General features: G+C 63.9%; 20 protein-coding genes. 8 read left to right on the top strand and 12 right to left on the bottom strand.

What is annotated here, in order from left to right; translation table 11 throughout:
• Window positions 1-4 precede the first annotated feature (4 nt).
• A complete protein-coding gene (locus tag C8C92_RS19200; protein ID WP_243420289.1) occupies window positions 5-3,154 on the bottom strand; it encodes an NAD(P)-binding protein in 3,150 nt (1,049 codons plus the stop codon).
• A gap of 193 nt (window positions 3,155-3,347) precedes the next feature.
• On the opposite strand from C8C92_RS19200, the gene C8C92_RS19205 reads away from it, so the two are divergent.
• Window positions 3,348-3,890 carry a phosphohydrolase gene (locus C8C92_RS19205; RefSeq protein ID WP_116744972.1) on the top strand — a complete coding sequence of 181 codons (543 nt, stop codon included), beginning with the start codon at window positions 3,348-3,350 and terminating at the stop codon, window positions 3,888-3,890.
• A 362-nt stretch (window positions 3,891-4,252) separates the two neighbouring features.
• Window positions 4,253-4,852 carry a response regulator gene (locus C8C92_RS19210; protein WP_243420290.1) on the top strand — a complete coding sequence of 200 codons (600 nt, stop codon included), beginning with the start codon at window positions 4,253-4,255 and terminating at the stop codon, window positions 4,850-4,852.
• Between the two features lie 417 nt (window positions 4,853-5,269).
• On the opposite strand, the gene C8C92_RS19215 is transcribed toward C8C92_RS19210, so the two are convergent.
• Entirely contained in the window at window positions 5,270-5,491 is a 222-nt protein-coding gene (locus C8C92_RS19215) for a hypothetical protein (RefSeq protein WP_116744973.1), read from the bottom strand.
• Between the two features lie 220 nt (window positions 5,492-5,711).
• Here C8C92_RS19215 and C8C92_RS19220 point away from each other — a divergent pair, with 220 nt between their 5' ends.
• Both C8C92_RS19220 and C8C92_RS19225 read left to right on the top strand, forming a co-directional pair.
• Window positions 5,712-6,305 (top strand): chromate transporter, encoded by a 594-nt coding sequence (locus C8C92_RS19220; protein WP_116744974.1) that lies wholly within the window; start codon window positions 5,712-5,714, stop codon window positions 6,303-6,305.
• Entirely contained in the window at window positions 6,302-6,886 is a 585-nt protein-coding gene (locus tag C8C92_RS19225; protein ID WP_116744975.1) for a chromate transporter, read from the top strand. Before C8C92_RS19220 ends, C8C92_RS19225 begins: the two co-directional genes overlap by 4 nt.
• 2 nt (window positions 6,887-6,888) lie before the next feature.
• On the opposite strand, the gene urtE is transcribed toward C8C92_RS19225, so the two are convergent.
• From urtE to C8C92_RS27320, 7 genes are all read right to left on the bottom strand, one after another.
• The gene (urtE, locus tag C8C92_RS19230; protein ID WP_116744976.1) at window positions 6,889-7,587 is read right to left on the bottom strand and encodes an urea ABC transporter ATP-binding subunit UrtE; all 699 of its coding nucleotides are present in this window, start codon (window positions 7,585-7,587) and stop codon (window positions 6,889-6,891) included.
• A gap of 2 nt (window positions 7,588-7,589) precedes the next feature.
• Window positions 7,590-8,420, bottom strand: coding sequence for an urea ABC transporter ATP-binding protein UrtD (gene urtD, locus C8C92_RS19235; protein ID WP_099763176.1), 831 nt, complete (start codon window positions 8,418-8,420; stop codon window positions 7,590-7,592).
• Entirely contained in the window at window positions 8,417-9,532 is a 1,116-nt protein-coding gene (gene urtC / locus C8C92_RS19240; protein WP_116744977.1) for an urea ABC transporter permease subunit UrtC, read from the bottom strand. The genes urtD and urtC overlap by 4 nt, the downstream gene beginning before the upstream one ends.
• Window positions 9,529-11,115, bottom strand: coding sequence for an urea ABC transporter permease subunit UrtB (gene urtB / locus C8C92_RS19245; RefSeq protein ID WP_116744978.1), 1,587 nt, complete (start codon window positions 11,113-11,115; stop codon window positions 9,529-9,531). The genes urtC and urtB overlap by 4 nt, the downstream gene beginning before the upstream one ends.
• 122 nt (window positions 11,116-11,237) lie before the next feature.
• Window positions 11,238-12,491 carry an urea ABC transporter substrate-binding protein gene (gene urtA / locus C8C92_RS19250; protein WP_099763173.1) on the bottom strand — a complete coding sequence of 418 codons (1,254 nt, stop codon included), beginning with the start codon at window positions 12,489-12,491 and terminating at the stop codon, window positions 11,238-11,240.
• Between the two features lie 200 nt (window positions 12,492-12,691).
• The gene (locus C8C92_RS19255) at window positions 12,692-13,480 is read right to left on the bottom strand and encodes a DUF4349 domain-containing protein (protein ID WP_116744979.1); all 789 of its coding nucleotides are present in this window, start codon (window positions 13,478-13,480) and stop codon (window positions 12,692-12,694) included.
• Window positions 13,477-13,758 (bottom strand): hypothetical protein, encoded by a 282-nt coding sequence (locus tag C8C92_RS27320; protein WP_133250800.1) that lies wholly within the window; start codon window positions 13,756-13,758, stop codon window positions 13,477-13,479. The genes C8C92_RS19255 and C8C92_RS27320 overlap by 4 nt, the downstream gene beginning before the upstream one ends.
• Window positions 13,759-13,950: 192 nt before the next feature.
• Here C8C92_RS27320 and C8C92_RS19260 point away from each other — a divergent pair, with 192 nt between their 5' ends.
• From C8C92_RS19260 to C8C92_RS19270, 3 genes are read left to right on the top strand one after another with little or no spacing between them, the layout of a single operon-like run.
• Window positions 13,951-14,523, top strand: coding sequence for a DUF2760 domain-containing protein (locus C8C92_RS19260; protein WP_116744980.1), 573 nt, complete (start codon window positions 13,951-13,953; stop codon window positions 14,521-14,523).
• Window positions 14,520-16,391 carry an Hsp70 family protein gene (locus C8C92_RS19265; RefSeq protein WP_099763170.1) on the top strand — a complete coding sequence of 624 codons (1,872 nt, stop codon included), beginning with the start codon at window positions 14,520-14,522 and terminating at the stop codon, window positions 16,389-16,391. The genes C8C92_RS19260 and C8C92_RS19265 overlap by 4 nt, the downstream gene beginning before the upstream one ends.
• Before the next feature lie 2 nt (window positions 16,392-16,393).
• Window positions 16,394-19,168, top strand: a complete 2,775-nt coding sequence (locus C8C92_RS19270) for an Hsp70 family protein (RefSeq protein ID WP_116744981.1) — start codon at window positions 16,394-16,396, stop codon at window positions 19,166-19,168.
• A gap of 153 nt (window positions 19,169-19,321) precedes the next feature.
• On the opposite strand, the gene C8C92_RS19275 is transcribed toward C8C92_RS19270, so the two are convergent.
• From C8C92_RS19275 to C8C92_RS19285, 3 genes are all read right to left on the bottom strand, one after another.
• A complete protein-coding gene (locus C8C92_RS19275) occupies window positions 19,322-20,890 on the bottom strand; it encodes a CHASE2 domain-containing protein (RefSeq protein ID WP_116744982.1) in 1,569 nt (522 codons plus the stop codon).
• Window positions 20,891-20,969: 79 nt separating this feature from the next.
• A complete protein-coding gene (locus C8C92_RS19280; protein WP_243420422.1) occupies window positions 20,970-22,166 on the bottom strand; it encodes a serine hydrolase in 1,197 nt (398 codons plus the stop codon).
• A 172-nt stretch (window positions 22,167-22,338) separates the two neighbouring features.
• Window positions 22,339-23,835, bottom strand: coding sequence for an alginate export family protein (locus tag C8C92_RS19285; RefSeq protein WP_116744983.1), 1,497 nt, complete (start codon window positions 23,833-23,835; stop codon window positions 22,339-22,341).
• Window positions 23,836-24,048: 213 nt separating this feature from the next.
• On the opposite strand from C8C92_RS19285, the gene C8C92_RS19290 reads away from it, so the two are divergent.
• Window positions 24,049-25,191: a helix-turn-helix domain-containing protein gene (locus C8C92_RS19290; protein ID WP_116744984.1), complete on the top strand. Its 1,143-nt coding sequence runs from the start codon at window positions 24,049-24,051 to the stop codon at window positions 25,189-25,191.
• Window positions 25,192-25,235: the final 44 nt, after the last annotated feature.

Genomic DNA, 25,235 nt, shown 5'->3' on the forward strand with positions numbered 1-25,235 from the left:
CGCACTAAAAATCCGTCTCGCCCTGGATCACGGCCGGATAACCCGTCATGGCGCGCGAGGTCTGCATACCCGCCATCACGGCCGCTTCCACGCAGCCCGCGTTGAGGCCCGTCTTGATCCAGTCGCCCGTCAGGAACAGGTTACTGAAGCCCGACTGGTCGGTGGCCAGCCGGTACTGCGTGCTGTTCACCACCGACATCACGTAGCGCTCGGACGGGTCGACGTTGGCGCGCCAGTACTGGCTGTCGAAGCGCGCCGGTCCCGTGCCGGCTTTCGCGTCGACCAGCCATTGCCACGGAAACGCGCCGGGCGCGCCCGCCTCGGGCCACAGTGCGCCGATCTCGCGTTCCAGCTGGTGCAGCGCGCCCTGTTTCGCCCTGGCCGCGCAGCGGGCGGGGAAGTCCGTGTCGGTGACGGGCGGGTAGCTGTCGACGGGGAAGGCGCTGCAAAAATACGACACGTTTTTCGGTTCCAGCCCCACCGGCCAGTCTTCGTGCGCCAGCAACTGGTCCATCGGCGCCCACGTGTCGTACGGTTCCGTGAAGGCCGACAACACCGGTTGCTGGCCTTTCGGCTGCGTGGTCCAGCCCATCTGCGCCAGGTTTTTGTTGAGCCACACCTGGTAAGCCTGCGTGGCCACGGTTTGCACCTTCTCGGCCGCCAGTTGCAGGGCCGGGCTTTGCGCCAGCAGTTGCGGGCACAGGGCGGGCAGCGAGCCGATGGAAATGCCGAACACCACCTTGTCGAAATCGACGCCCTTCTTCAAGACCGTGGCCGGCAGCGCGCGGCCGAACGCCTGCTGGTACTGCTGCGGCCAGCCGCTCCAGTACGATTCCAGGTTGACGTCCTGCGCTTGCAGCAGCGCCGCCTGGGCCGGCTCGATCTGCGCGTAATCGGGCGCGCTGGGCCAGCAAGCCAGGCCCTTCACGTCCACCAGCGGCGCGTAGCCGGCGGCCGGGTCCTTCAATTGCACCTGCTGCGTGATGCGGATGCTGTCGATGTCGCCCGCGCCCGGCACCAGCTCTTCCACGCGCTGGAAGAACTTGAATTCCACGCCCCGCTTGGCGAGCACCTGGTACAGCGGCGTGAAAATCGTGTCGCCCATGCCGGCCTGCATCTTGAACATGATGCCGCCCTTGTAGGCCAGGCCGATACGCGCCATCGCCCGCAACAGCGTCCCTGCCTCGATGTTCGGCTTGGCAAAATCGCCTCCCTCGTAGGCGAACACCAGGTCGTAAAAACCGCGCACGGGCGCCGAATTGACGCTGAACTGCTCGTCGCCGCCATGTTTTCTCAGCCAGGCGCGGAAATCGATGTCATTGATGACGTCAAAGCCGTGCTTGAACACGCCATCCTCGAACATGCCTTTCATCACCGTGATGCCCAGGTCGAGGCAAATGAACAGGCGGCGCAATGCATCGTCGCCATCGATCAGGGCGCGGTAGCGCAGGCGCAGCCAGGCGCGGATACCGTTCAGGGTGCTGGCCAGCAGCTGGTGGCGCGCCTGGTCGTGGCGCGAGGAGTCCGGCGCCAGGTCAGCCACCAGCGCCGCCAGCGCGCCGACAGACAAGCCCACGTCGAGGCCCAGTTCATCGGCCTGCCCCACCACTTCATCGGCCAAGCGGCGCAGCCAGCCCGGCCACACGCCCTCGCCTTGCGCCGCGGTGGCGCTGGCACTGGCACGCTCTATGCGCGCGTCAGCGTCCGCCACTTGCCGGATCTGGCGTATCCACTGCTCGATCCAGCCCACCATGGCGATGGCCATCTGCCACAGCGTGATGTCTTCGCCGCCCTCGCCCGGCTCGCCCGGCAAGGTGGGAAAGACGATCGACCAGTTGCGCCACTGGCCCTTGACGTCTTCCGACAGGGCCACGTAATCGTGCTGTTTGAAGGCGTCGCGCCAGGTGGCCAGCGGCGCGCCGGGCGGGCGTTCCAGGCTCGCATACGCTTCCTTGATCATCTTGAAGGCGTTCGCATAAAAGCCGAACCAGATGTGCAGACCGTGTTCCTCGATGCGCTGGCCCACTTGCGCATTGCGCCCGCTGGCGCCCTTGCCGCCCAGGCGCCAGCCCAGCTGGTACACGGTGATGGCATGCCGGTTTTGCCAGCCCGGCTGGCTCGTCAAATAATACGCGGTGGTCATGGCCGCCACGCCGCCACCGAGGATGGCGATCTTTTCCGGCGCGATCTGCGAATTGTCGACCAGTTCCTCGCCCGGCATGGCCGTGAAGTCGAAGTTCACATGGAACGGCAATATCGCCGCCTGCGGCCCCAGCTGCAAGCCCAGGGTCTGGTCCAGCGGAAAGCTGTCAAACGCGTGCAAGGTGCATTCATACTCGTAGCCGAGCAGGCGCGCGCTGTGCAGGCGGTTGATTTCGGCCGGCGCCGCCACCAGGGCCTGGTACACGGCTTTCACGCTGGCGCTGTCGGGAAATTGCTTGAGGAAGATCTGGTCGATGCGCGGTTTGCGCAACAGCGACAGGATGTCCGCCCAGCCGGCCTGGTCCATGTCGAAGAAATCGGGAATGGAGAGGAAAATCTGGAAGGCCTGCTCGATGAGTTGCAGGAAACTGTTGACGGGTTTGTGCTGCCCCGTCTGCACGGTGGCGTTGACTTCCAGCAACGGATGCAGGGCCAGTTTCGTTTCCGGCGAAAAATGCTGGAAACCCTTGGCGGCCACGGCACAGCGCAGCGGCTCGCTGCCGGCGGCGGGAATCTCGTATTCGCACAGGTATTTCGGATAGCCGAACAGCTCGCGCCCGTTGATCAGGGCCATGGCGTCGTCGACGAAAATATGGCACGGGTACCAATAGATATGCGCGAGCTTGCCGTGCTCATCCATCTGGCCCACCATGATCCAGGTGACGATGTCGACTTCCGTGATCCAGCCCTTGGCCTGGTCGACGGGATTGGCGGAGTCCGCATGGTTGACGCGCGTAAACGTCAGCATCACATACGGCGACAGCGCTTTCAGGGTCATGCGCTTGCCCGCCACCTGGTTCAAGGTGGTATTCACGGTGGCCTGCAGCCTGGCCAGGTTGCCCCTGACGAAATAGCCGTACATTTCCGACTGTTTCAATTGCAGCGGCGAGTGCATCATCACCGAACCGCCCTGATAGATATACGAAGGTCTTGCCGAAGGTTGCGCCGTCATTGCCCTGCCCCTGTGAAGTTTCAGACAAACAAGATTGCTACAGTGTATTGAGAAAAAACAATGAATGATATGAAATAAATGAAAGGATTTGCCAAGATGCATAGGCTCAGCAGCCCGCCACACGCGTGGCGGCCGGGGCAAGCCTGTGCCATCGGGTGTACGATGAGCCATCTTGCATATCCGAGCACAGGCAATGATTACCACCGACTACGTTTCCACTTATTCCGGCAACCGTTTTTATCCCTTGCGCCCGCATATCGACAAGGTAGTCATTGAAGACATTGCCCACGGCCTCGCTTATCAGTGCCGCTTCAATGGACAGACGCAAGTGTTTTACTCGGTCGCCCAGCACAGCCTGATCGTCGCCGGGCTGGTGCCGCCCCATTTGCGCCTGGCCGCCCTGCTGCACGACGCGGCGGAAGCCTACCTGGGCGACATGGTGAAGCCCTTGAAAGTGCTGCTGCCGGAATTTGCCATACTGGAAGACAAGGTCAGCGCCATCATCGCCGCCACGTATGGCCTGGATTTTTCCGATTACGCGCCCATCAAGCGGGCCGACCTGATCGCGCTGGCCACGGAAAAGCGCGACCTGATGCCGCACTCGGCCGAGCGCTGGGCTTACCTTGACGGCATCGCCCCCTTGCCCGGTATAATCGAAGCCATGGGTCCGGCCGAAGCCAAGCAGCGCTTCCTGCATGCCTTTGCCCAGCTGAGCGGGTTGGGGCTGGCAGCGTGAATGCTGCCACCCTGCCGCACGAACGGGCGCTAAGCCCCGGTTTTTGCACAGCTTTTTCAGATATCCACAGCAACTGTGGATAAAGTTGTTGATAAGCCCCTCTTGACAAGCCGCAACGCCAGTATCGATGCGGCTTTCAACAATTTGCTGATTTCACAGGCAATTTTTTACTCCAATGAAATCAATGACTTAGAATCATGATTTTACGCCAAAGCAAAGTTGCTCGAACACCATGAAAATATATTTTTCTGGGCATACGCAATCTTGCTCCAGACCGTCTTGCCTGAACCGCATTGTTTTGACAAACCCCGCAGACTGGCATAGTGTGGAGTGAGTGAGCACGATCAACGGTGGATAAATGCATGAATATGGATAGCGACAGTCCCGCCAAGGGAGCGGACGAACCCGACTGGCTGGTTGAAGAGCCACTCGGGCGGGCAGACGCGGCGGCAGAGTCCGCCAATGCGGCGCCATGGCGCGTGCTGATTGTCGATGACGATGTCGATGTGCACGTGGTGACCAAGTTCGCCCTCAGCCAGGCCAGTTTCCAGGGCCGCAGGCTGAGCTTTCTGCACGCGTATTCGGGCGCCGAGGCGCTCGCCTTGCTGCGCAGCACACAAGATATCGCCGTGGTGCTGCTCGATGTCATCATGGAAACTCAGGATGCCGGGCTGCAAGTGGCGCGCCAGGTGCGCGAAGACTTGCACAACAGTGCCGTGCGCATCATCCTGCGCACGGGCCAGCCTGGCCAGGCACTGGAACACCGCATCATCATCGACTACGACATCAATGATTTCTGGTGCAAGACCGACCTGACCACGCGCAAGCTGTTTACCACCGTGATCGCCTCGCTGCGCACCTACGCCACCTTGCGCGAAGCGCAGCAACAAGTCGCCGACCTCGCCGCCGCCCTGGCCCACTGCGGCGACGCGCCAGCGCAACCGGCGGGCGGCAAACCCTGAGCAGCCGCCGCTACTTTCAGTCATAAAAACAAAAGCACTGGATAGGCATACAGGCTTGTGGCATGCCCCATTCTGGCCCATCTTGCGGGCCGATGGCAGGCGCTGACCGGTCCCTATTTCCTAAGTAGCGGATTGTTAAGCGCTTTTTCAGATATCCACACGGACTGTGGATATCTTTGTGGATAAGCGCCTATTGACAGGCTTCAAAGCCACAGCCCGTGCGGCTTTCAATAAACTGCTCAATCAAACAGCAAAAATAAAACCCATAAAAATCAATCACTTAGAAATTCGCATATCATCACAAGAAAATTATTTCAGCAATTTCGCTAACCCATCATTTGTGCATAACTGAGCCATAATGATCAATCCGACAACGCCGGACTGACGCTGCCGGCAACACAGTTGCCGTGTGGCTACTCAATGCATAGTCTGGCGGCGCTGCTCCGGATGCAACAGCACGCGTTCGATCAGTTCCGGGGCGATATTGTATGACTTCAGGTATTCCAGGGCACACAAGGTACTGAAGGCGGCCTGCACGGCAATGCCCAAGTTGACGATATCGCACATCTTTTGATCGACCCGGGCATGCGGCACCACGGTTTTGACGGGCATATGCAGCGTTTCTGTGGAATTAAGCATGATGAACAACTCCTGCGAAGGGGGACGGAGGGAGGGAGACGGCCTAGCGCTACGAACCGCACCCGCGCTGACAGGAACAGTGGTCGTGCTGCCGATAAAGTATTGCCGATAAACTCACGATGTCAATGGCAGGGAAACATGAGCCACAGTTTTTTTCTTGCAGGCACAACTGGAGTCGAAAGCGATGGACAAGCGCAATCGGCCACGGCGATAATCAGCCATGTCTTCATCCCCCCTTGCCGCCCCCCCGCCCGACCTGCCCCGCCCGCAACCGGCCTCGCTGGCCGACCTGTTCTTCTCGTTCACCTGGCTGGCCTTGCAGGGGTTCGGCGGCGTGCTGGCCGTGATCCAGCGCGAAATGGTCGAACGCAAGCGCTGGCTGACGCAGGAGGAATTTCTGGAAGACTGGGCCGTGGCGCAAATCATGCCCGGACCGAATGTCGTCAACCTGTCGCTGATGGTGGGCGGGCGCTATTTCGGCTTGCCGGGCGCGCTGGCGGCGCTGGCCGGCATGCTGGCCGTGCCCCTCGTCATCGTGCTGCTGCTCGGTGTGCTGTACACGCGCTTTGGCGACAACCCGCAGATGGCGGGCGCACTGCGCGGCATGGCCGCCGTGTCGGCCGGCATGATCGCCGCCACGGGCGTGAAACTGGCGACCGCGCTGGTGAAACATCCGCTGCCCCTGTGGCTGACCTTGTCCATCACCGTACTGGGCGTGCTGATGGTGGCCGTGCTGCGCTGGCCCCTGCTGTACATCCTGCTGGGCCTGGGCGGCATCGGCTGCCTGCTGACGTATCGAAAGCTGTCCGCATGAATCCGCCACTGCAACTGGTGTTGAGCACGGGCGACTGGCTGAACCTGTTTGGCCACTACCTGATGCTGTCGCTGATGTCGATTGGCGGCGCCATTTCCACCACCTCCGAAATGCACCGTTTCCTCGTCGAGCAGCATGGCTGGCTGACGCAGGCACAATTCAATGAATCGATCGCCATCGCCCAGGCCGCGCCCGGCCCGAACGTGCTGTTCGTCGCCCTGATGGGCTGGAACGTGGGCATGAATGCGGGCAGCTACACGGCCGCTTACCTGGGCGTGCTGGTGACCATGGTGGGCATCATGCTGCCCAGCACCACCCTCACCTACGTGGCGGCTCAGTGGGGCTACCGCAACCGCGACCTGCGCCCCGTGCGCGCCTTCAAGCAAGGCATGGCGCCCATCGTCATCGCCCTGCTAATTTCCACCGGCATGATTTTGGGCGGCGCCAACCATGACCTGCGCACGGACTGGCCCCTGTGGAGCCTGTCCATCGTGGCCGGCCTGATCATCTGGCGCACGAAGATCCATTTATTGTGGCTGCTGGCGGCCGGCGCCGTGCTGGGCTGGTTCGAAGTCGTCTGACCCTACACGGCCAAATGGCGCTTCACCTCCTCGCCATCCATCTGTTCTGCACTTCCGCTGGCCACCACGCTACCGCGCGACAGCACGATGAAGTCGTCGGCCAGTTCGCGGGCAAAATCAAAATACTGTTCGCACAGCACGATGGCCATGTCGCCGCGTTGTTTCAACAAGGCAATGACCCTGCCGATATCCTTGATGACGGACGGCTGGATACCTTCCGTCGGCTCGTCGAAGATGATCAATTGCGGTTCGGCCAGCAGCGCGCGGGCGATGGCCAACTGCTGCTGTTGCCCACCCGACAAATCGCCGCCACGCCGCTGCAGCATCTCCTTTAATACCGGAAACAACTCATACACGTGGGGATCGATGCGCGAGGCCAGTCTGCCCCGCCTCACCGCCATACCCATCAGCAAGTTTTCCTCGACCGTCAGGCGCGCAAAGATGTCGCGCCCCTGCGGCACATAGGCGATGCCCAGCTTTGCCCGCGCATGCGGCGCCAGCCTGGTGATGTCGCGCCCCTGAAACACCACCTTGCCCTGCGCCACGGGCAGCACGCCCATCAGGCATTTCAACAAGGTCGTCTTGCCCACGCCATTGCGGCCCAGCAAGGCCAGGCACTCGCCCTTGCGCGCCGACAGGTTGATGCCACGCAAGGTATGCGAGGAGCCATAGTATTGATTTAACTGTTGCACTTCGAGCATGATTACCTTCCCAGATAGACTTCGATGACCCGCTCGTCGGCTTGCACTTCGTCCATGCGGCCCTGCGCCAGCACGGCCCCTTCGTGCAGCACGGTGACGATGCCTTGCTGGGCAATTTCCGTGACGAAACCCATGTCGTGCTCGACTACCATGATCGAGTGCTTGCCGCGCAATTCATTGAGCAACTCCGCCGTGCGCGCCGTTTCCGCGTCGGACATGCCGGCCACCGGTTCGTCCAGCAGGATTAGCTGCGGCTCCTGCATCAAGAGCATGCCGATTTCCAGCCACTGCTTTTGCCCGTGCGACAGCAAGCCGGCCGGCCGCGCCTCGTGGCCGTTGAGGCGTATCAACCGCAATATCGCTTCGATCCTGCCTGCCTGCTCCGAGCTCAAGCGGGCAAACAGGGTGGGCGCCACGCGCTTGTCCATCTTCATGGCCAGTTCCAGGTTATCGAACACCGTGTGCTGCTCGAACACGGTGGGGCGCTGGAACTTGCGGCCGATGCCCGCGTGGGCGATCTGCGCTTCCGTCATCGTCGCCAGATTCATGGTCTGGCCGAACCAGGCCGTGCCGGACGTGGGCCGCGTCTTGCCCGTGATGACATCCATCATCGTCGTCTTGCCCGCCCCGTTCGGGCCGATGATGCAGCGCAACTCGCCCACGGAAATATCCAGGCTCAGCTTGTTGATGGCCTTGAAGCCGTCAAACGACACGCTGATGTCTTCCAGGTACAAAATGGCGCCGTGCGTGGTATCGACGCCCTCGCCTTTCACGCGCGAATACGTGGCACCAGCTTCGGCGCTGGCCATGCCGGGCAACATGCGGATGCTCATGCGCCCTCCTCTGCCACGACGGGCTTGCGTTTGAGTTTGCTCAACACGCCCAGCATGCCTTGCTGCATGAACAGCGTGACGACGATGAACAGCAGGCCCAGCGCGAACAGCCACAGCTCCGGCAAGGCCGCCGTAAACCAGCTCTTCAAGCCATTCACGGTGAAGGCGCCCAAAATCGGGCCGAGCAAGGTGCCGCGCCCGCCCACGGCCACCCACACGACCATTTCGATGGAGTTGGCCGGCGACATTTCGGACGGGTTGATGATGCCCACCTGCGGCACGTACAGGGCGCCGGCGATGCCGCACAGCACGGCCGACAACGTCCAGACGAACAGCTTGAACCACAGCGGGTTGTAGCCGAGGAACATCAAGCGCGCCTCGCTGTCGCGCACGCCCTGCAACACCCTGCCCAGTTTCGAGCGGACGATGGCGCGCGCGCCGATCAAGGCCGCCAGCAGGAAAGCCAAAGTCAGCAGGAACAGCACGGCCCGGGTGGCGGGTGCCGTGACGCTATGGCCCAATATCGTCTTGAAATCCGTGAAACCGTTGTTGCCGCCAAAGCCGGTGTCATTGCGGAAGAACAAGAGCATGAAGGCATACGTCATCGCTTGCGTGATGATGGAAAAATACACGCCCTTGATGCGCGAGCGAAAGGCAAAATAGCCAAACACGAAGGCCAGCACGCCTGGCACCAGCACGACGAGGGCCATGCAATACCAGAAGTGTTCCGTGAAGGCCCAGTACCAGGGGTAAGTCTTCCAGTCGAGAAAGACCATGAAGTCGGGCAAGCTGCTGTGGTACTGGCCCTGGTCGCCGATGGCGCGCATCAGATACATGCCGTGCGCATAGGCGCCCAGCGCAAAGAACACGCCGTGGCCCAGCGACAGGATGCCCGTGTAGCCCCAGACGAGGTCCAGCGCCAGCGCGGCCAGTGCATAGCACATGAACTTGCCCACCAGCGCCACCGTGTAGGCGGACACGTGCAGCGCATGCCCTTCGGCAAACGCCAGGTTAAAAATCGGCAGCAGCGCCGCCAGCAGCGTGCATGCGGCAATGGCCAGCCAGACGGGCCGCGTAAACAGGCCCTGCTTTATCGGATAGGAGTTAGTCATTCGACGCTGCGTCCCTTCATGGCAAACAGGCCCTGCGGCCGGCGCTGGATGAAAATGATGATGAACACGAGAATGGCGATCTTCGCCAGCACGGCGCCCGCCACCGGTTCAAGAAATTTGTTGACTTCGCCCAGGCCCAGCGCGGCGATCACGGTGCCGGCCAGCTGGCCCACGCCGCCCAGCACCACCACCATGAAGGAGTCGACGATGTAGCTTTGGCCCAGGTCCGGCCCCACATTGCCCAGCTGCGACAGCGCCACGCCGCCCAGGCCCGCGATGCCGGAACCGAGGCCGAAGGTCAGCATGTCGACCTTGCCCGTGGCCACGCCCACGCAATCGGCCATGCGGCGGTTTTGCGTGACGGCCCGCACGAACAGGCCCAGCCGTGTCTTGTTCAGGATCAGCCACACGGCCACCACGACGATGACGGCGAAGACGATGATGGCCAGCCGGTTGTACGGCAGCACGAGGCCGCCCAGCACGGTCACGCCGCCCGACATCCAGGCCGGGTTCGCCACTTCCACGTTTTGCGCACCGAAGATCGTGCGCACCGTCTGCATCAGGATCAGGCTGATGCCCCAGGTGGCCAGCAGGGTTTCCAGCGGCCGCCCGTACAGCCAGCGAATCACCGTGCGTTCCAGCGCCACGCCCACCAGGCCGGCAACAAAAAAAGCGGCCGGCAGCGCGGCCAGCAGGTACGCCTCCTGCATGCCGGGCAGGTAGGTACGGAAAAACAGCTGGCACAGATAGGTCGTGTAAGCGCCTATCATCAGCAATTCGCCATGCGCCATGTTGATGATGCCCATCAAGCCGAAGGTGATGGCCAGGCCCAAGGCTGCCAGCAGCAGCACGCTGCCCAGGGAAATGCCGTAGAACACAGTGCCGGCCAATTCCATGCGCGACACTCGTCCCTTGATCTGGCGCATGGTCTCGATGGCGGCCAGCTGCACAGCTTCGTCGGGCTCCCCCCCTTTCTCCAGCATGGCTTGCAGCACGGGCAGCAGGCGCGCATCGCTGCTGCCCGCCAGGTCCTGCACGGCCTGCTTGCGCGTGGCGGCGTCCGGCGCATGCAGGTTGGCGCTGGCGATCAGCACTTGCAAGATCTGTTTGATGTCAGCATCGTTTTCCCGTGCCAGCGCCGTGCGAATCAGGGGGAGCTGCGCGGGATCGACCGCCTTTTGCAAGTCTTGCGCGGCCGCCAACCGGGCGCTGCGTTCCGGCGCCAGCAACTGCAAGCCCGACAAGGCGCCCGCCACGGCTGCGCGCAAGCGGTTGTTGACCATCACGCCATCGATGCCGTCGGGCACGGCACCCAGCTGACCCGTGGCCGGATCGTAGGCTTGCTCGCCGTCGACGACATACACCTTGCCATCGGGCGCGGCATACAAGGCGTCGTCCTGCAGCGCTTGCAGCACCTTGGCGGCCTCGGGCGTGGCCAGGGCGGCGATCCGGGCGACGGCAGCGACCCTGGCATCGGGGTCGTCGCCGGACAGCGGTTTCAGCAGGTCGGGAGGGATGGCGGCCTGTGCCAGCGGGGATAGCAACAGGTAAGCGAGGACGAGCAGTTTGGGGATGAACCTCATTGTAAGTTCCATGGAAAAACTGCACGGGGCGAACGTTTACCCCAAAGGCGAGGACTGGGGTCGGATGGGGACGCCTAGTCCCTCAGGGTCCGACCCCGGCATTTGCTGGTGGGTGAGAGCTCCTACAACTTCTGCTTGCCCTCATTACCCTTGATAAACGGGCTCCACGGCTGGGCGCGGATCGGTTCCTTGGTTTTCCACACGACATTGAATTGCCCATCGGCCTTGATCTCGCCGATCATCACGGGCTTGTGCAGGTGGTGGTTCGTCGCATCCATGGTCAAGGTGAAGCCCGATGGCGCCTTCACGCTCTGGCCGGCCATGGCGGCGATCACCTTGTCGGTGTCCGTCGACTTGGCTTTTTCCACGGCTTGCGCCCACATGTGAATGCCCACATAGGTCGCTTCCATGGGGTCGTTCGTCACCACCGAACCCGCGTTCGGCAGCTTTTGCGCCACCGCATACGTTTTCCACTGCTTGATGAAGGCTGTATTCACAGGGTTCTTGACGGATTCAAAGTAATTCCACGCCGCCAGGTGACCAAGCAAGGGTTTGGTATCGATGCCGCGCAGCTCTTCCTCGCCCACGGAAAACGCGACGACGGGCACATCCGTCGCTTTCAAGCCCGCATTGCCCAGTTCCTTGTAGAACGGCACGTTGGAATCGCCATTGATGGTGGAAATGACGGCCGTCTTGCCGCCCGTGGAAAACTTCTTGATATTGGCGACGATGGTTTGATAGTCGGCATGGCCAAATGGCGTGTAGACCTCGCTGATATCGCTATCCTTGACCCCTTTGCTTTTCAGGAAGGCGCGCAAGATCTTGTTGGTGGTGCGCGGATACACATAGTCCGTGCCCAGCAGTACGAAACGCCTGGCGCCGCCGCCATCCTTGCTCATCAGGTATTCCACCGCCGGGATCGCCTGCTGGTTCGGTGCGGCGCCCGTATAAAACACATTCTTTTCCAGCTCCTCGCCCTCGTATTGCACCGGGTAAAACAGCAGGCTGTTGAGTTCCTTGAAGACAGGTAAAACCGATTTGCGCGAGACAGACGTCCAGCAGCCAAACACCACGGCCACTTTATCCTGCGCCACCAGCTGGCGCGCTTTTTCCGCAAACAAAGGCCAGTTCGATGCGGGATCGACGACGACGGCTTCCAGCTTCTTGCCCAGCACGCCACCCTTGGCATTGATCTCGGCGATCGTCATCAAGGCCACGTCTTTCAGCGATGTTTCGGAAATGGCCATGGTGCCCGACAGGGAGTGCAAGATGCCCACCTTGATGGTGTCGGCGGCCAGGGCCGCCTGCATGGTGGTGGAGGTGGCCAGGGCGAATGCGCCGGCGGCGACCGCTTTCAGGATGATGCGTCGTGACATGGAGACTCCTGTGAATGGTTCGTGGGGGACGGTCTGGGCATACGATGTTGTTAAAGCAGAATGCATGCCAGCAGCACCAAGCGTCTGGCATGGTGCACGCGGCCAGCGCCGCACGAAAAAAAACCTGACTGCACAAGGACTGTGCAGGCAGGTTTCAAATTGCCGTAAAACGGTGCGCCGGACGCGGCTATCCTTGCGCTTTAATCCTTGCGCGGTGTACCTCTCAGGCGGCGCCAGCCCTTGCGTCCCAGCGGGAACAGCAGCACGAACGCGATCAGCCAGGGCAGGATATACGCCATGGCCGTGATGGCGTTGGCCACGCCTTCCGACAGGTTTTCCGTGAAATTGCCCAGCGCGCGCTTGACGGGACGCCAGAACGATTGCTTGCCTTCGGCGCTGATGGCCACGTTCAGCAAGTCCGTGTCGATGCGCTGCATCAATAGCGCATTGGCCGCCGTCGCCTGCTCCAGTTCCACTTGCACGGTGGCCAGTTCCTTGGTCACTTTGATGAGGGCGTCGACGTTCGCGCCCGAGCGTTTTTCCAGGTCCTGCAATTGCGCCTGATACTGCTTGAGCATCTCCAGGCGTTTCTTGCTGTCGAGCACGGGACGCCCCAGGTCTTCCACCTTGGTGCCCTGGCTAGTGACGTCGCCGCCGACTGCAACCAGCTCCACGAGCTTCTTGATGCCGGCCGGCTTGGCGCGCATGCTGATGCGCGCATGCACGTAGCGGCCGCCGTCAATGCTCGAATCGAGCAGCAGACAGCCGTTGTCCGTGTCGGCCTTGCAGGCGGCGACCACTCGTTCATACAGGGGCCGCACTTGCGCCTCATGCGTATCGACGTTGACATTGTGTTCATAGGCAAGAAACTCGCTGCCTTTTTCCTTGCCATCGAGACGCGCGGCGCTGGACTGGCCCGCGCTCTCGCCCTTGCTGCCGCAACCGGCCAGCAGCAACAGGCCGAGCACGCCAATATAGACTTTTTTCATGGTTTCTTTCTTTGGATTATTTGCTCAACGGAAGCATCTCGATATCGGGCAAATGCGCCGCCACGTCCTGCACGGTCGCGTAGCCGGTCAGCGCAGCTACCACCTGCGGCGATGGCAAGGCGCTGGTGGCACAGGCCCGCACGACTGCCGTTGGCGCGTACGGCAGGATAGTCGCTGTCGTTAGTCAGGCTACGCATGGCATCAAGGTCTGCCAAAAAGATAATGCGCGATTCTAGTCGAAACGGCACGAAATCGAGCGTTTCCTTGCGCAGGAACAAAGAAAATCCATGCGTCAGGCTGGCTGCGCCGGGGCCGGCGGCTTTGGCGGCGGCCCGGTAGCTGGTATCATGCGGGCAAACGCAGCCGGCCCGATATGTACGACGGGGCCGGCACCTGCACTACCCTGCGAAGCGGCCCCGCCACCGGGCGCGCCGCCGACGCCACCCTACAGATCAGAGAAACGAGTTCCTATGAGCACACCATCGTCCCACCCATCGTTCTGGCGCAGAGTCCCGCTGGCTTTTGGCGCCTTCTTCAGCACCCTGTCGGACGCCGCCTATGCGGCCCGCGTGGAAAAACTGTCCTTGCCCGAGGCGGCGCCGGTAGCTCCTACGCCTGCCCCCGTGCCAACGCCGGCCGCAGCGCCCGTCATGTTAAAAGAAGCCACGCCGGACGCCGCCCTGCAATTGCTGGCCCTGCTGCAACGCGAAGCACGCTTGATCGATTTCACACAGGAAAACCTGGGCAGCCATGCCGATGCCGACATCGGCGCGGCAGCCCGCGTGGTGCACGAAGGCTGCGCCAAGGTCATGCGCGAGTATTTCACCATCGAGGCCGTGCGCCAGGAAGCCGAAGGCAGCCGCATCGTGCTGCAGGAAGGTTTTGACAGCGCGCAAGTACGCCTGACGGGCAACGTCGTCGGCTCGGCGCCATTCACGGGCACCCTGAGCCATCGCGGCTGGCGCGCTTCGAGCGTGCGCCTGCCGAAACTGAGCGGGCAGCACGACGCCGCCATCCTGGCCCCGGCCGAGGTGGAACTGTGAGCGATCAAGCCAACAACACCCCGCGCTATGCCATCGGCATCGACCTGGGCACCACCCACAGCGCCCTGTCGTATGTGAACCTGGTCGAGAGCGACGGCGAAAAGTCCAGCCACGGCGTGCTGAAAGTGCCGCAGTTGTCGGCACCGGGCACGGTAGAAGAATTATCACTGCTGCCCTCGTTCGTGTATCTGCCGCACGCCGACGAAGTGGCGGCGGGCGACCTGGCCCTGCCCTGGGTCACCGAGGCAGCCGAAGCGCCGTTCGTCGTGGGCGAAATGGCCCGCAGCCGCGGCGCCACCACGCCGATTCGTCTGGTCTCGAGTGCGAAAAGCTGGCTGTGCCACCCTGGCGTGGACCGCCGCGCGGCGATTTTGCCGAACGACGCGCCGGCCGAAGTCGCGCGCATTTCACCGATCACGGCCGCCACGCGCTACCTGACGCACTTGCGCCAGGCCTGGGACAACGCCCACCCGCAAGCGCCGTTCGCGCAGCAGGAAATCACGGTGACGATACCCGCCTCGTTCGATCCGGCCGCGCGCGAGCTGACGATGGAAGCGGCGCAGGCGGCCGGTTACACCGCATTGACCCTGCTGGAAGAGCCACAAGCGGCCCTGTACAGCTGGATCCAGACCAGCGAAGGCCGCTGGCGCAAGGAAGTCAAGCCGGGCGACATCATTTTAGTGGTCGACGTGGGCGGCGGCACCAGCGACTTTTCGCTGATCGCCGTGCTCGAACGCGACGGCGTGCTGGAACCGCACCGCGTGGCCGTCGGTGAACACATCCTGCTCGGCGGCGACAATATGGACCTGGCGCTGGCCCACCTGGTGGCGCGCAAACTGGCCGCCAACGGCACGCAGCTCGACGCCTGGCAAATGCGCGCACTCACTTACGGCTGCCGCAGCGCCAAGGAAAGCCTGCTGGCCGACAGCGGCCTCGATGTGGCACCGATCGTCGTGCCGAGCCGCGGCTCGAAACTGATCGGCGGCTCCATCCGCACGGAACTGACGCGCGCGGAAGTGTCCACCTTCATTCTCGACGGCTTCTTCCCGCAAGTGGAAGCATCGAGCCGCCCTGCCGTGCGCACGCGCGCCGGCCTAACGCAACTGGGCTTGCCATATGCGCAGGACGCGGCCATCACGCGCCACCTGGCAGCGTTTTTGGGCCGGCAAGTGGCGGCGACCAGCGAACTGGAAGGCTTTGCGGGCCGCCAGTCGGCAGAGGCCAGCTTCTTGCACCCGACGGCCGTACTGTTCAACGGCGGCGTCTTCAAGTCCGACTTGCTGGTGCAGCGCATCATGGCCACCGTCAACGACTGGCTGTACCTGGAAGGCGCGGAACCGGCACGCATGCTGGCCGGGGCCGACCTGGACCTGGCCGTCGCGCGTGGCGCGGCCTACTACAGCTACGTGCGGCGCGGCCATGGCGTGCGCATCCGCGGCGGCACGGCCAGCGCCTTCTACGTCGCCATCGAATCGGCCATGCCGGCCATCCCCGGCATGGAACCGCCGATCCAGGCCCTGTGCGTGGCGCCGTTCGGCATGGAAGAAGGCAGCGAACTGGAACTGCCAGGCCAGCAATTCGGCCTGGTCGTCGGTGAACCCGTGCACTTCCGCTTCTTCGCCTCGTCCACGCGCCGCAACGACCAGATCGGCGACTTGCTCGACTTCTGGGGTCCCGATGAATTGCAGGAGCTGAGCGAAATCCAGGCGACGTTATCGGCCGAAGGCCGCTCGGCCGGCGACGTGGTGCAAGTGAAATTGCACGCACGCGTGACAGAAGCGGGCACGCTGGAACTGCTGGCCGTTTCCCCTGACGGCGCCGAGCGCTGGAAAGTGGAATTCGACGTGCGCGGCACGCCGCAGCAATAAACGTGGCTAGCGCTGTGGGCAAGCCGGCCTGGCTGGTCGGCATCGACCTGGGCACCACCAACACGGTGGTGGCGTATGCCAATGCGGCCAATGCGGCCGATGCGCAGGCGGGCATACAGCTGTTCGCCATCGAGCAGCTGCTCGCTCCCGGCGAAGTGGGCGCACGCCCCCTGCTGCCCTCGCTGCGCTACCACCCTGCCCCTGGCGAACTGGCGGCGGGCGACTTGCAGCTGCCGTGGCCACAGGACGATGTCACCAGCGCGGAACACCCCGTGCTGGGCGCCCTGGCGCGCCAGCTCGGCGCGCAGGTGCCGGGCCGCCTCGTTTCCAGCGCGAAGAGCTGGCTATCGCACGCGAACGTGGACCGCCAGGCGCCGATTTTGCCGTGGGGTGCCGATGCCGACGTGGCCAAGGTGTCGCCCGTGGCGGCCAGCGCCAGCTACCTCGCCTACGTGCGCGCCGCGTGGAATCACCGCTTCCCGCAGGCTCCGCTCGAAGAGCAGGAACTGGTGCTGACCATCCCCGCCTCGTTCGACGAGGGTGCGCGCGCACTCACGCTGGAGGCGGCGCGCCTGGCGGGTTTGCCCACCTTGCGCCTGGTGGAAGAGCCGCAGGCGGCCTTTTATGATTATCTGCAGCGCAGGCGCACCACCTTGCGCGCCGACCTGGCCAATACGCGCCGCATTCTAGTCTGCGACGTGGGCGGCGGCACCACCGATTTCAGCCTGATCGACGTCGCCTTCGATGAAGATGGCGAACCCCAGCTCACGCGCAGCAGCGTGGGCAACCATTTGATACTCGGCGGCGACAATATGGACCTGGCGCTGGCCCACCTGGTGGAAACGCGCATGGCGGCAGGCGTCGAAGGTGGCATGAGGCTGTCCGCCGCGCGATTGTCGCAGCTGATGGAGCGCTGCCGCGCCGCCAAGGAACTGCTGCTCTCCAGCGACGCACCAGACAAGGCCAGCGTCACCCTGCTGGGCACCGGTTCGCGCCTGATCGGTGGCAGCCGTTCCGCCGACGTCACGCGCGAGGAAGTGGCGGCCCTGGTGGTCGACGGCTTCTTCCCGAAGGTGGAATTCACAGAGACAGCGAAAAAAGGCCGCGCCGGCATCGTCGAATTCGGCCTGCCGTATGCGCAGGACGCGGCCATCACGCGCCACCTGGCCAGTTTCCTGCAACAGCATCAAGGCGAGCTGCCCGACACCCTGCTGCTGAACGGCGGCGTGTTCCGCGCCGACGCGCTGGCGCGCCGCCTGGCCGACACGCTCGCCCACTGGCGCGGTGCCCCGCTCACCATCCTGCATAACGATAATCCCGACGTGGCCGTGGCGCGTGGCGCCGTCGCCTACGCGCTGGCCCGGCGTGGCCAGGCGCCGCGCATCGGCGGCGGCTCGCCGCGCAGCTATTTTCTCGTGCTGGGCGAAGCGGGCAAAGACAACCGCGCCGTCTGCATCCTGCCGCGTGGCAGCGCCAGCGGCGAAGAAATCCGCCTGAGCGAGCGCCTGTTCGCCCTGCGCCTGGGCCGGCCCGTGCGCTTCCACCTGGCCACTTCCCTCTTTGAGGCGGGCGCGCCGCCCACGCTGGGCGAGATCGTCGACCTGGATGCGGGCGAGTATCTGCGCCTGCCGCCGCTGGCCAGCGTGCTGCAAGCGGAAAGTGGCGACAAGCGCGACATCACCGTGCAACTGGTGACAGTCATGACCGAGGTAGGGACTTTGGAAGTGCATTGCGTGGCCGAAGCCGATGCCAGCCAGCGCTGGCTGCTGGAATTCCAGTTACGGGGCGAAGAGGAAAACCCCGCCGTAACGTCCACCGCCTCGCCACGCGTGAAAGAAGCCATCGAGAAGATCGAGCGTATCTTCGGCGGCAAGGCGCAAAAGGTCGATACCAAAGAAGTGCGCCAGCTGCGCCAGCACCTGGAACGGGGGCTGGGCGGACGCGAAAGCTGGGAGACGCCGCTGCTGCGCCAGCTGTTCGACGCCTTGCTACAACGCGCGCGTGGCCGGCGCCGCTCCGCCGAACATGAGCGTGTCTGGCTGAACCTGGCCGGCTACTGTTTGCGTCCCGGCTATGGCGACGCGCTCGACCCGTGGCGCATCGAGCAGCTATGGGCCCTGTTCGACACGGGCATCCAGCATCACAAGGACAACCAGGTCTGCGCCGAATGGTGGACCCTGTGGCGCAGGGTGGCCGGCGGCTTGAGCACGCAGCAGCAGTTGCGCCTGCTCGACGACTTCGCCTTCAACCTGCAAGCCGATGCGGCCCAGCGCGGCAGCCGCCCCGTCACCCTGGTGAACGGCAGCGACGACGACATGCTGCGCCTGGGCGCCTCGCTCGAGCGCATCCCCGGCGCCTACAAAGCGGAAGTGGGCGCCTGGCTGATCAAGCGTCTGCAGAAAGCAGATAGCGAAGCAGCGGATACGAATACCCTGTGGGCGCTGGCCAGGGTCGGCGCGCGCCAGCCCTTCCACGGCAGCGCGCACGAAGTGGTCGACAGCGCCACCGTGGCCGAATGGCTCACGATGCTGCTGGCGCTGGACTGGAAAAAGACGGAACCGGCGGCGTTTGCCGCCACCCACCTGGCACGCATGACGGGCGACCGCTCGCGCGACATCGCCGACGACTTGCGCGCCACCATCCTGGCCCGCCTGAAAGCCGTGGGCGCCCCGCCCCTGTGGCAAGCGATGGTCAGCGAAGTGACGCAACTGGACGAAGCTGTTACCCGCCGCATGCTGGGCGAGGCGCTGCCGCCGGGCTTGAAACTGATCGGCTGAAACCATGGGTCACGTAGGTCGGATTAGCGTAGCGTAATCCGACAGGCATCGCCAACAATGTTGTCGGATGACGGCCTGCGGCCTGATCCGACCTACCCTTCTGCAAATGAAAAAGGCGCCCAGTGTAGCGCCGCTGTGGCGCCACGGTTTGCGCTAGCTTACGGCAATGATCAACAGCACCACCGCCAGCGGCGCCTGCACCAGCACGATGCCGGGATGCGTGCGGCGCAGCTGGGCCCACACGGACAGACCCGGCACTTCTTCGTGCGGATGGTGGGCTTCGTCGCGCAGCGACATCGCGTGCAGGAACATGCCGGCGATCAGGGGGCCGGGATTGACCCACCAGCCCTGTTCGAGCAAGCCGCGCGACAGGTAGATGGCCAGCGCGCCGATGACGAACGGCGAAGCCCACACCAGCGCCAGCATCAGGCGGATGCCATAGAATTCGAACAGGGTGCCCAGGCGGTGCAGGCGACTGAAATCGTGGTCTTCCATGCGCTTGTCGATGGCCAGTTCGGCGCGGCCGTACAAGGTCCACAGGCCGCCGAACAGGCAGCCCAGCAGCACGCCGATGACGATGTCGGCCACGAACACCGCGTATTTATTGACGTCGGCCGTACCGATGCCGAGCGACGTGTGGGCGGCCGCGTGCAGGTGCAGGCCGGCCTGTTCGCCTTCGGCCGTCGTATAGCGGTCGCGCACGTCATAGGTGCTGCCGATATACACGACGTTCTTGCGCAGTGCATTCGCCGCCACGCCGGCCTGGCCATCGATCAGTTGGACGCGCGTGCGCGTGGGGTTCAGGAATGGCGGCGCCACGGCGGCCGGGTGAAACGGCGCCGTGACGGCGTTCTGTTCGGCCGCATCCTTCGCGTCACCTTGGATCACGGGTTCGAACGCCCAGCGCGCCAATTCCTTTTCACTGTCCGTGCGCCGCGCCAGCTGACACACGCGGCCGGCCAGCGCCAGCCCTTCCTTTTGCTCGGACAAGGCGGCCGGCATCGGTTGCTGCTGCTCCTGCTCGTCGGCGCCATGCGCCAGCTCGAAAGCCACGGCCGCGAGCACGGGGCTTTTCAGCTCGATGCGCGTGACGGCGCCCATGCGTTCGCGGATCCGCGGGCTGGCGAAGTGAATGCCGGCCGCGCAGCGCGCGCGTATCCAGGGCAGGTTCGCGTTCTGGTCCGATTGTTCGGGCAGGATCAGCACCAGTTGCCGGCCGTTCGCGGCCAACTGGTCGAGCAGGCGGTCCAGCGGCCGTTCGCCATCCTTGTGCTGTTCATACACGGCAGGCGCCAGGTCGAGGTCAATGGCCAGCACCTTGCTGCCGCGCGCGGCGGCACTCGCAATCAATTGCTCCAGGCGTGAACGCTCCAGCGGTTCGCGTTCGTCGAAGACTTGTTCGAACGCGGGCTGGTCGATTTCGATGATGCCGGGCCGGTAGGCGGCGCCCGGGTCCTTGCCCCGCTCCAGCAGTTGCCCCTGTTCCGCGCTGGCGCGCAGCATGGCCGCATCGAGCCATTCGAGCACGTGAAAACCTTCCAGCACCAGCATCAGCGCGGCGATCAGGCTGGCGCCGATCACGTGGTGCAGCAGGTGCGTGCCCGTCAGCTTGAAGGCCGAGCCCAGCTGGGCGAGCGGCCACAGCAGGCGCCGCCAGAGCGGCGGGCGCGGTTGATCTGGCGAGCTGGTTTCCACGGTATGCTTCCCTTGCGTGCGTTGCATGAATTATCACTCAAGCAACGAATGATGACGAAAGGATAGTGTATTCCAGTTGTGCCCAGCCCGCCGCACGGCTGGCAGCCTATTTCGGTTTGGCCAGCAACAGCTTGCCCAGCGCTTCGAAGGCCGGCGTGGTGGTCGGGTCATTCGCCGCATTGGCCGCCGTCGGCGTCGACGCAAAACGCACGATCACCATTTCCGCCTTCGGATCGACATAGATACGCTGGCCGTACACGCCGCGCGCCATGTAGGCGCCATGGTCGTTATGCGTGACCCACCACATGTCGCGGTAGCTCCAGCCCTTGAGCAAATCGTAGCCGCCCTTGGCGAACAGCTGCTTGTCGCCGCCGCGGCGGATATCGTCGACAGCCGCCTTGGGCAGTATCTGCTGGCCGTTGTAGCGGCCATCGTTACGCAGCATTTCGCCGAAGCGGGCCAGGTCGCGCAAGCCCGCATTCAAGCCGCCGCCGGCAAACGGCGTACCGGTCGAATCGACCGTCATGTAGGCATCCTGCTCGGCGCCCAGCTTTTGCCAGACGCGCTCGGACAGATACGCGTTGACGTTCTGCCCCGTGACGCGGGCAATGATCCAGCCCAGCACGTCGGAGTTGACCGTGCGGTAGCCGAACGCCTCGCCGTGCCGGCCTTCGTGCTGCACCGTTTGCAGGTACTCGAAATAGCTGCGCGGACCCGTGTAATCCTTCGGCTTGGGCAATGGGCTGCCTGCCGCCGCGTGCTGCCACACTTCCGCGTTCGGGTCGGCGTAATCTTCGCTGAATTTCAGGCCCGTGGTCATGTCGAGCACCTGGCGCACGGTGGCGTCGCCAAACGCCGACGTGGCCAGCTCCGGCACATACTCGGCCACTTTCTTGGCCGGATCGAGCTTGCCTTCGGCCACCAGCGCCGCGCCGATGGTGCCCATCACGGACTTCGTCACCGACATCGCGCCATGCTGGCCGCTTTCCTTCAGCACGCCAAAGTAACGCTCATACACGATGCGGCCCCGGTGCAGCACCACGATGCCGTCCGTGTAGTTGGCGCCCAGCGACTGCTCCCAGGTCATCGTGTCCTTCGCGCCCAGGGGTGTGAAGCGCAGGCTGTCGATATCCTTGCGCAGCGCGCGTTTCAATGGCACGGGCGCCTTCAAGCCGCGCGCGACGTCCACCGTCGGCATCAGCTGGCGGAAGTGCGACACGCTCCAGCGCAGCTGCGGGAAATTGAAATAGCTGCCATCGTCGAAGCGGATGATTTTATCGGCCGGCGGCGGCGCGCCCACCATCCATTGCAAGGCAGCCGGATCGCTGGCGGCGGCTGACAGCGGCGTGACAGCCACCTTGCTCGTCTCGGCCGCGTGGGCACCGGCGGCCAGCGCCAGGCAGGCGGCGGCCAGGGCCAGGCGTTTCATGCTGGGAAAATCGTTCATGCGATGCTCTCCTTGATAAACAGAATATTTAATAAACCCACACGACGTTCGCCAGCCAGCCCGTCCACGTTTTGGCCTGCCCATTCACCAGCTGGTTGACGCCGGACTGTGCGAACGAGGCGCTGAAGCCCAGAGTCAGATAGGTATTCGGGTTCACCACGCGCACATACTTGACGAAGACATCGTTGGCCAGCATCGGGCGCAGCACGCCGGCGATCACCACGGGCGCGTCGCCCGGCACGTCGAGGCGCGTGGCCTGGCCGAACTGCAGCGGGCTGCCCATCTGGTTGGCCCGCACCTGGGCCAGGTAGGCGGTCACGGTATCTTTCGGCGTCGGGTGCAGCTCGATGGTGGCCTGCAGCGCGTTCACGTTGGCATTCACGAAAACCCAGGTGGCCTTGCTGCCCGAAGCCCAGGCGCCCGGCGTGCCTTCGAAGAACAGCGGGTCGAAGCGCTCGTTGCGCGCCGTACGCGGATCGTCGCCGGAAAAACTCTGGTAGCCAAGCGTGAACTTCGGTGTCCACGCCACGTCGGGCAGCGAAAAGCCCCCTTCCGTACGCCAGCCCCAGCCCCGCATCGGCTCGCGCGTATTCCATTCTCGCGCCGCATCGACGCCGAACCAGCCTTTCGACAGCACGGAGGGCAATACGGGAACGCGCGCGTAGCCATACACGAATTGCAGATCCTTGCGGCCGTCCGGCACGGCCAGCGGCGCACCGATGCCGCCCGACGCCGCCTGCGGATACGCGGCATGCGAACGCGGCACCTTGCCATACGCGATGCCGGCCTTGCGGTCGTTCGCGGGCGCGTAGCTGACATCCACGCCGACGACGCGCGTGCCGCTATCGTTATCGGGGTTTTCATTCGGGTCGAGGTAAAACGCCTGGGCGCTGAGCGCGTCCTGGCTTATCTTGGCCACCACGGAATTCTGGAACGCCTTGCGCGGGCCGAGCTTCAGCGCGCCGCGGTCAAAGCCGTTCGAGCCGCCATTGGCGATCAGCATGCCCGTGCCCAACGTGAAATTCTGCGCGCCGGCCGACAGGTCGAGCATGGCGCGCGTGCCGCCGAGCGGCATGCGGATGCCGGCGACGAATTCCTCGATCGAGATGCGGCCCGTGTCGCCCGCGCCGAAAGGGTCGTGGCGCAAGGTGCCCGAGCCGACGGCGGACACGCGTGCATACAGCTGCCTGCCGTCGCCGAAATTGCGCTTGAAACCGAGCGCCGGCTTGACATAGAACTCGTACCAGTAGGGCTTGAAATCGAAGTCAGGATTGCGCGCCGGCGTATTCGACAGCTTCCAGAACAGATTGCTCTCGCCGGCCACCTGCACGCCCGCTTCCACGGAACGCGTCATGTGCCAGCTGGCGACTATGGCCGGTTCGACGGCGGCGCGCCGCGCCACCTCTTTTTCCATGCTGCTCTGGCCATCGGGATCGAGCTGGCCGGCGGCGCCGCAGGCGGCGCTCGCTCCCAGCAAGGCCAGCACCATCGCTCTGCGTATCAGGAACATCGTTTGCATTGCCATAGATATCCCTTGCGCTAGCTAACTCTCAATTTGAGCGGATGTTATCAGAGATGCTCTTTTTTATTGTTGTAAAGCATCCTATTGTGCGGCGCGGCCGTGGTGAGACAAACGTCTCACGCGCGCGCCATGCTGCAGCGCAGGATGCATGGTCCCGCGCTTCGTGCTACAAACAACAACACCATAAAAACCAGACCCGAGACACCGGAGAGCGCCATGCCCTACGTCCGCCAGACCAGCCATATCGAGCGCGTGCGCGACCTGATCGCCGGGCGTATCGTCAACCCAGGGGGCGAGACGGCCAGGCTGGCGTCGTCGTACCGGCGCTCGCTGGACGACTACCGGCTCGACCCCGCCTCCACCACGGGGCCGCGCATCCTGACGGGCGCCGAACTGCGGGCCATCCAGCAATCCGAGGAAGGCTTTCTGCGTTCCACGGGACAGTGCCTGCCGCGCCTGCACGCCATGGTGCGCGAAGCGGGCTACTGCGTCATCCTGGCCAATGCGCGCGGCGTGACGATCGACTACGTGGTCGACACGGACCAGCGCAAGGACTTCAAGAAGGCGGGCCTGTACCCGGGTTCGTGCTGGTCGGAAGAGGAAGAAGGCACGTGCGGCATCGCCTCCGTGCTGCTCGACCAGGAAGCCATCACCGTGCACAAGAGCGACCATTTTCGCGCCGCGTTCACGGGTCTGACCTGCAGCGCCGCGCCGATTTTTTCGCCGCACGGCGACTTGATCGGCGTGCTCGATGCGTCGGCACTGAACTCGCCCGACGCGCGCGACAGCCAGCGCCTGGTGAAACAACTGGTGCGCCAGGGCGCGACCCTGATCGAGGACGGCTTTTTTCTCAAGTCCTACAGCCATTGCTGCATCCTGCTGGCGCACCGCAACCGCCACTTCGTGGAAGTACAGCCGGAGATGCTGTTGGCCATCGATGAACATGGCAACGTCATCGCCGCCAACGGCTGCGCGCGCGACGTCATCGGGGGTCTCGACACCCTGCCGCGCCCCGTCGCCGAGGTGCTGGAAGTGCGCGCCGAGCGGCTGTTCGACGCGCGCGCGGGACACAATCTGCTGTCGCTGCGCCTTGCTGGCGGCAGCACCTGGCTGCACGCCCGCGTGCGCGCGCCGCTGCGCCAGGCCAGCGCGCGCCTGCGCGCCACACGCGAGGCGCCTGCGGCCGAAGAAAGCGTGGAATACACGCCGCCGGAGCTGGCCGAGCGCACGCGCATCGTCCACGCCATGAACGCCGCCAAATGGCGCCCGCTGCAGGCGGCCGCCATGCTGGGCGTCTCGCGCGCCACCTTGTACCGGCGCCTCAAGCACTTGAAAATCGTGGCGCCGCACCGCCAGTGAGGCATCCGGCAAGCTGAGATTTCCGTCTCATGTTCCGCCATGCT

Source organism: Janthinobacterium sp. 78 (assembly GCF_003096775.1).
GTDB lineage: Bacteria > Pseudomonadota > Gammaproteobacteria > Burkholderiales > Burkholderiaceae_D > Janthinobacterium > Janthinobacterium tructae.